8 protein-coding genes and 1 pseudogene are annotated in these 7,088 nt (G+C 44.2%); 4 read left to right on the top strand and 5 right to left on the bottom strand.

Going from position 1 to position 7,088, the window contains the following annotated elements:
- The 3 genes from F6K49_RS32830 to F6K49_RS32840 all read right to left on the bottom strand — a co-directional run.
- The coding region (locus F6K49_RS32830; RefSeq protein WP_293103386.1) for a DNA cytosine methyltransferase at positions 1-1,239 on the bottom strand (1,239 nt) is incomplete at its 3' end.
- A 57-nt stretch (positions 1,240-1,296) separates the two neighbouring features.
- Positions 1,297-1,521 (bottom strand): hypothetical protein, encoded by a 225-nt coding sequence (locus F6K49_RS32835; RefSeq protein ID WP_293074583.1) that lies wholly within the window; start codon positions 1,519-1,521, stop codon positions 1,297-1,299.
- A 42-nt stretch (positions 1,522-1,563) separates the two neighbouring features.
- Entirely contained in the window at positions 1,564-2,592 is a 1,029-nt protein-coding gene (locus F6K49_RS32840; RefSeq protein WP_293103391.1) for an alpha/beta fold hydrolase, read from the bottom strand.
- 48 nt (positions 2,593-2,640) lie between these two features.
- Between F6K49_RS32840 and F6K49_RS32845 the strand changes: the two genes are divergently transcribed.
- Both F6K49_RS32845 and F6K49_RS32850 read left to right on the top strand, forming a co-directional pair.
- The gene (locus F6K49_RS32845) at positions 2,641-2,856 is read left to right on the top strand and encodes a hypothetical protein (RefSeq protein ID WP_293024948.1); all 216 of its coding nucleotides are present in this window, start codon (positions 2,641-2,643) and stop codon (positions 2,854-2,856) included.
- Complete coding sequence (locus tag F6K49_RS32850) at positions 2,853-3,245, top strand: hypothetical protein (protein ID WP_293024950.1); 393 nt, start codon at positions 2,853-2,855, stop codon at positions 3,243-3,245. The genes F6K49_RS32845 and F6K49_RS32850 overlap by 4 nt, the downstream gene beginning before the upstream one ends.
- Before the next feature lie 175 nt (positions 3,246-3,420).
- Here the strand turns inward: F6K49_RS32850 and F6K49_RS32855 are convergent.
- Both F6K49_RS32855 and F6K49_RS32860 read right to left on the bottom strand, forming a co-directional pair.
- A pseudogene (locus tag F6K49_RS32855) lies at positions 3,421-3,585 on the bottom strand (S-(hydroxymethyl)glutathione dehydrogenase); the annotation flags it as partial.
- Between the two features lie 33 nt (positions 3,586-3,618).
- Complete coding sequence (locus tag F6K49_RS32860) at positions 3,619-3,819, bottom strand: hypothetical protein (protein WP_293080298.1); 201 nt, start codon at positions 3,817-3,819, stop codon at positions 3,619-3,621.
- A gap of 115 nt (positions 3,820-3,934) precedes the next feature.
- Here F6K49_RS32860 and map point away from each other — a divergent pair, with 115 nt between their 5' ends.
- Positions 3,935-4,723 carry a type I methionyl aminopeptidase gene (map, locus tag F6K49_RS32865; protein WP_293024954.1) on the top strand — a complete coding sequence of 263 codons (789 nt, stop codon included), beginning with the start codon at positions 3,935-3,937 and terminating at the stop codon, positions 4,721-4,723.
- Positions 4,724-4,926: 203 nt separating this feature from the next.
- A partial coding sequence (locus F6K49_RS32870) for an S-layer homology domain-containing protein (protein WP_293103395.1) occupies positions 4,927-7,088 on the top strand: 2,162 nt, incomplete at its 3' end.

Raw genomic sequence — 7,088 nt, forward strand, 5'->3', positions numbered from 1 at the left:
TTCTGTATTTTTTAAAGCTGGGCTCATAGCCCCTGCCTTTGTAAGCAAAAAGCCCAGCATGCGACCTTCATTGTCTTGATCGCCCTCGAAGCCATAATCATCACGGATATGTTCAGCAAATACACGAGCCAAAATTGGTGGAATTGCATTGCCTATTTGCTGGATTTTATGAGAGGCATTCCCACAAAATACAAAATCATCTGGAAAGGTTTGAATTCGTGCTGCCTCTCTTATCGTTAAAGGTCTGTTTTCGACTGGGTGTATTAACTCTCTGGTGGCAGCACCAGTGATGGTTAAGCTCGGCTCATTTCCAATCAGTCTTTTAAGTCCCGATGGCGCTCCACCTCGCTTTTCTGTGGGCATGCCATCAGCAACGCGCCTATTTGCTCTCTTCTTAAATGACTTATGCTGTAGTTCCTCTGGCAAATCCTTCATGGTTTGACCTGGCTTTAAGGCAGTAATTCTTTTTAGCTGGATGCCGTTAATAATTGGGTAGTAATGGTCGGATATTTGTGTGGCATTTCCACGAATAAAAGAATCAAAATCATCTTGAGGAGGCGAGGTTAAAGGTATTAGTAGAGTGCCCTTATCTTTTGTTGCTGGCGGCAAACTGTTTATTGCGTGAGAAATAGTAATGTCAGAGTTACGGAATAGTTGACCGGAAACTTGAAATTGTGGTGCTGGCATTCTAAACTCATGCCCCAACCTATTCCCGATGATTAAAACTCGCTTTCGTCTTTGTGGTACACCGTATTCTTGAGAATAAATTTTCTCAATTATAATCCAATAACCCAGTTCAATGAACGCCTTAGCGGCTTCGTATACATATTTTCCTTTGTTGGAGGTAAGTAGCCCTTCAACATTTTCCATAATAAACCATTTTGGCTTCAAAATAGTTAGTGCTTTAACGTATTGTTTAAGCAAATTATTTCTTGGATCATCCCAGAACCTTGAGCCCGCTGTGGAGAAGCCTTGACATGGAGGTCCCCCTATCAATATGTCGAGTTCCCCTGGTTTCATTACTATTTCAGAAAGAACCTGCCCAAAATCTACGTTATCGATATCCTCATTGCTACATAACGACTCTGGAAAATTTCTTCTATATGTTTCAACTGCCGCCGCATCTTTATCATTGGCATAAAGAATTGAATATCCAGCTTGTTTAAACCCAAGAGAACATCCACCTGCACCGCAAAATAGACTAATAGCCGTGTGTTTCATTAATTGATCAACTTCCAATACATCATGTCAAGCATATAGCAATTCTACGACTTGTGAGGTACAAATTTCGGGTTTTTAGGGAGCAGGGAGCAGGGAGCAGGGAGCAGGGAACAGGGAACAGGGAATAGGGAACAGGGAATAGGGAATAGGGAATAGGGAATAGGAAAAAAAATGCTTGTACCTCACTAGGCTATAATAGGCTATATTAAACAGCTGAGAGCTGAATGCTGATAGCTGTTCGCGTAGCGTGCGCGTAGCGCATATGCTTACCTGCTCCCTAAAACCTACGACTAAAGTCACTCACTCGTCCTGATAACTGCGATAAAAGCGATCGCTAAATAGCTAAATAAAATCCTCAATCACTGCTGTTACCGCTTCATAATACTCTTCAGAAATACCTAAAGTTCCATCCAATCGAACGGTTTGCACCTGTTCTAACTCCGCCATCGCTATCATTTCAGCTTTTGACTTAGGTGGTGCATTTTTCGCTAATATAATTAATACGGGCATGGGAACAGAATCTAAAAGCTGCAAAAATTCCTCCCGATTAGCGACAGGATCGATTGCGCCAGTAACAAACGAAGCAGGGGCATATCTGCCGCCATCTTTGGAAGTGATTTGGTGTTTTTGGGCGATAAATTCCGGAGTTAGTTTGCTTTGATCCACATAGACGTGGCGTTTATACATCAAGCGCAGAAACGAAGGGGTAGTGTTGAGATAGTATAAAGTCTGACCTAACCAAGGCGATCGCACTAGATTTTTTACTCCGTTTCTCACTCCATCGGGTAAACCCATTACTCTTAACGGTCCTTTCCAAGTGGGAGCCACTAAAATTAGTTTAGAAATACTATCTGGATTATCTTGGGCAAACTTTAAAGCGTATCCTGAAGCATGACCGGCAGCAATTACAGCAAGTTTCGCCCCCCTAGCCCCCCAACTTTGGGGGGAAATTGAGTTAAAGTCCCCCAGAATTGGGTGATTTAGGGGGCTTGTAGCTCTCGGTAGTGAGGTCAATTCATCTGAAAACAGCTGTAAGCTAATTGAGTTATTATTAAAAACAGAGTTAACAAAATCTGCTAATAACTGCTGAAATAATACGGGATTGTAATCCACAGGAGGGCATTGAGACTCGCCAAATCCCAACCAATCTAGAACCGTAACGTGATAGTTGGTAGCGAGTAGATTGGCAATACCTTTCATTTCTGTGCGACTAGAAACCGTACTAAAAGCAGGAAGTAACAGTACCGGGTTTCCTGCGCCAATGGTTTCGTAGACCACTTGATAGTGTTTGTCTTGCCAATTCCAGTTGTAGAAATTTTTGGTACCGCCAATACCAGAGTTAAGCTCAGTGGGATTAGTTGTTGTAGTCATAGTGATAGGGCTGCATCTGATATTTGTAAATCTATAACTAAAAGAAGTGTGGTGATATCGGGATATCGAGAGATAGGGGATATTTTTAGTAATGAAACAAGGGGTTCAGCAGGGAACCTAAAGATTGAAGCTAATTCCATCTTCCTTAACAACGAGGGAATCATCGCAGCAGAAACAGCAGGAGACCAAGGCAATATTAGGCTGCAAGCTGTTGATATCCGACTGCGTAACCAAGTTTACCACCGACTCGAGAGGATCCAGTGATTAATGCCCACAGAACAGTGAGGTGGCGAACTCGTCCTGGGTTAGCCAGCAGCAGACAACAATTACGGCAATTACAGCAGCAACAATCATCAGTGATATCCCCTCAACCTCCCCAAGACAAAAAAGTGATTATTGAAGCCCAAGGCTGGGTCAGAGCAAAGGATGGCACGATTATTCTGACTGCGCAACCGTTTAGGGGTACTCCTGTTGATCAGATATTTTCTAATCTTGATTGCCATTCGGGAGTCGGGAGTCGGGAGTCGGGAGTCGGGAATAGAAATTGTCTTAACCTTTACTTCGACTGCTATAACCTGCTTCGACTGCTTAAGGAACTGGAGCTGACAACGGTAACGAGAATTGTATTAGTTGAATTTGATGCGATCGCGTAGCGGCTCTAAAAGAGCATCGCTAACTGATTGCGATCGCGTAGCGGCTCTAAAAGAGCATCGCTAACTGATTGCGATCGCGTAGCGGCTCTAAAAGAGCATTGCTATAGCGCTACGCGCAAGGCAGAAAGCAGAAGGCAGAAGTTGGCTCTAACAAAGTTTTAGAGGTAAGAGCCTAACCTTCTGGATCTGCGCCAGACATGGTATAGGCATCAGTATGGCATACTCCGGTTGCTTTAATTTCCACCATCACCTCACCCGCCTTAGGTTCGGCTACCTGAACCGTTTCAATGGATAAAGGCTTGCCTGCTTCAAAAGCTACTGCGGCTTTGACCTCCAAAATCAACTCCTACTTGCTCTGATCAACTGACCTATTTTATTGAAATATTCTGGCTTTGGATAGCAAGCAAAAGAGGAGGTAAACAGGATTTTTACCTGATCCGAGTTCCCGATTCCCGATTCCCGATTCCCGATTCCCGATTCCCGATTTCCGATTCCCGATTCCCGATTCCCGATTCCCGATTCCCGATTCCCGATTCCCGATTCCCGATTCCCTAAAATCCACAATATACTTCATTTATTGCTCTCATGCCAACCCGCGTTAATTAGGGATCCTATTATTGTACAATTAAAAAAACCACAAATAGTATAATTTTTCCCTGGTTTTGGGGTAATTGACGGAATAAAAACTCATGGCAGCTGAAAGAATTGTGCTCTTATCCAGTAGAGAAATAGCTAAAATGCGTCTTGCTGGACGCTTAGCCACTGCACTCTTAGACCATTTAGAACCCATGGTTAAGCCAGGGGTAAGCACCCTAGAGATTAATGATGAAGCTGAGCGTTGGACAAAAGAGCATGGAGCAATCAGTGCTCCCTTAGGCTACCAGGGCTTTCCTAAATCTATCTGTACCAGTATCAATGAAGTTGTTTGTCACGGTATCCCTAACGGTAAGCAAATCCTTAAAGATGGGGACATCATTAATATTGACGTAACACCAAAGCTGGATGGATATCACGGGGATACCTCTAGAACCTTTTTTGTTGGTACCCCCTCACCCCTAGCAAAAAAGCTGGTGGAAGTTACTGAAGAATGTATGATGCGGGGCATTGCTGAGGTCAAGCCAGGAGCAAGGGTTGGTGATATTGGTGCTGCTATCCAAGAGTATGCCGAGTCCAACGGCTTTTCCGTAGTGCGAGACTTTGTTGGACACGGGATTAGCAAGATTTTCCATACAGCTCCCCAAATTCCTCACTATGGCACCCGAGGGAAAGGAAAACGCCTCCGGGCTGGGATGGTTTTCACTATCGAGCCCATGATTAACGAAGGTACCCACGAAGTGGAGATATTAGCTGATAAGTGGACAGCTGTAACACGCGATCGCAAACTTTCTGCCCAATTTGAACACACTATAGTTGTCACCCCTGACGGTGTAGAGATTCTCACCTTGCCAGAACAAGAAATCCAGAGTAAATCTGCTTAAGTCTTAATGGACATTTACTGAAAATCGAGCTTAAACTGTGAGATATAAGCAATAAAAGCAGGCACACTATCTGGGTAACAATTCTTAAGAGTATTTCTAAAGAAAGTTAGCCTCCTGCTCAGGAAATTAGCAAGTGGTGAACCCTATGATGGGTGACACCGCAGTTTTGCTGTGTTCTTAAGCGTTTTGGGTAATCCTAAATTATGGCAACTCTATACGTCAATCCAGCTACTGGAAGTGATAGCGCTGATGGTAGCGAATCTACGCCCTTTAAAACTATTACCAAAGCCTTCGAGTCAGCTGGTTCAGGTGACGAGATTCAACTAAAACCTGGTACTTATAATACAGCCAGTGGTGAAACCTTTCCGCTGAAAGCTCCCTCCGGTGTACAAATTATAGGTGATGAAGCAAACAAAGGCAAGGACATCTTAATTGAAGGCAATGGGTTGTTCAACACCCGTTTCGGTGGTGGTCAAAACGTGACCCTTATCCTAGCTAAGGATACCGAACTCAGGGGAGTAACAATGACCAATCGGGAGCGCCGAGGCACTGGTGCCTGGATTGAGTCTGGTAGTCCTGTTGTTGCTAATTGTACCTTCAAAGAGTGCAATCGTGAAGGGGTTAATGTGACAGGTGAGGCCACACCAGAAGTTAAAGATAATAATTTCATTGGTAGTGGTATAGAGGGTCAAGGGATATCGATTACCAGGGATGCCAAAGGGAACATCCAAGGGAATACCTGTAAAAAAATGGGTAATGGCATTGCTGTTGATAGTAATGCAGCGCCAAGGCTGGTCGAGAACCAAACCTCTGAAAACATCTTTGGGATAGTGGTTTCTGGGGACGCTCGACCGATACTGCGTAAGAATCGGATGGAAAACAACGACAGATTTGGTCTGTCAGTTTCGGGCAAGGGTTTGCCAGATTTGGGAACCACAGGAGACCCAGGGGAAAACGTACTGCGTAACAACGGTGAGTTTGATTTAAAAAATTACACCACGGTTAAGCTGATTTCAGTGGGCAATTTTTTAGTTGCCTCAAAAGTCAGTGGTCCGGTTCAAATTGATGACGCGATCACTAAGGTGCCTGATGATACCGATAAAGACACTGATACCGATAAAGACACTGATACCGATAAAGACACTGATACCGATAAAGACACTGATACCGATAAAGACACTGATACCGATAAAGACACTGATACCGATAAAGACACTGATGGAGAAAAGAAAAAGTTAACCGATATTGCCGGTCATTGGGCAGAGGATTTCATCAAGGGATTGTACAGTAAAGGATACATTAGTGGCTTCCCTGATGGCACCTTTCAGCCAGAAAAAACAATGACCCGTGCTGAATATGCGGCCTTGTTGGTCAACGCTTTCAATCCTTCAGCTGAAAGGGATGCCAAGGATTTCAGTGATGTTGCTTCCAATTATTGGGCTTACGAAAAGATTAAACAAGCCTATCGTGGTGGATTCCTGTCTGGCTACCCTGGGGGGACATTCAAACCCGCAGACAAGGTCCAACGTGCCCAAATAATTGTTTCACTAGTGAATGGGTTAGACTTAACGGCTGCTAGTCCCAATGCCTTACAAGCCTACGATGACAGCGGTTCTATTCCTAGCTACGCCATTGAGGCTGTGAAAACCGCAACCAAAAAAGAAATTATCGTTAATCACAGCAATCTCAGGCAACTCAACCCCACTCGCAATGCTACCCGTGCTGAAGTAGCTGCGATGGTTTATCAAGCCTTGGTGGATGCTGGAACAGTCAGCGCCATTACTAATCAATATATTGTCAAATTTGACGACGACGGGATACCCACATTCGCAGACATTCAAAACCACTGGGCGAAAGAGTTTATTCAGGGATTGTTGGCAGAAGGTATGATTTCAGGTGTTGATAACACTAACTTTAAACCTAACGATAAGATCAACCGTGCTCAATATGCGGCCTTGATTAGCAAAGCGTTTAACCCTCCAGCGAAAAGGGAGGCCAAGCAATTCAAAGATGTCGGTGATGGGTCTTGGGCTAAGGATGCGATTCAAAAAGCCTATCGTGGTGGATTCCTATCTGGTTACGCTAATGGCAACTTCGGACAAGCCGATAATGTTAAGCGAGCGGATGTGATTGTTTCCTTAGTAAATGGCTTGGGTTTAAAAGAATCGGATCCCAATGCTTTAGATCTCTATGATGACAAAGGAGATATTCCCAGCTATGCCACAGATCAAGTAATAACCGCTACTAAAAAACTGATTGTGGTCAATTCCCCTGACCAGAGGAAACTCAATCCCGTGCGTGAGGCCACTCGTGGTGAGGTAGCTGCGATGGTTTATCAGGCTTTGCTGGATCAGGGCACACTAAC

It is taken from the genome of Moorena sp. SIO3I6, from assembly GCF_010672095.1.

Bases quoted from the DNA above. Each gene is read 5' to 3' on its own strand.
- F6K49_RS32840 (WP_293103391.1), bottom strand. From the start codon at position 2,592: ATGACTACAACAACTAATCCCACTGAGCTTAACTCTGGTATTGGCGGT.
- F6K49_RS32860 (WP_293080298.1), bottom strand. From the start codon at position 3,819: ATGAAGTATATTGTGGATTTTAGGGAATCGGGAATCGGGAATCGGGAA.
- map (WP_293024954.1), top strand. From the start codon at position 3,935: ATGGCAGCTGAAAGAATTGTGCTCTTATCCAGTAGAGAAATAGCTAAA.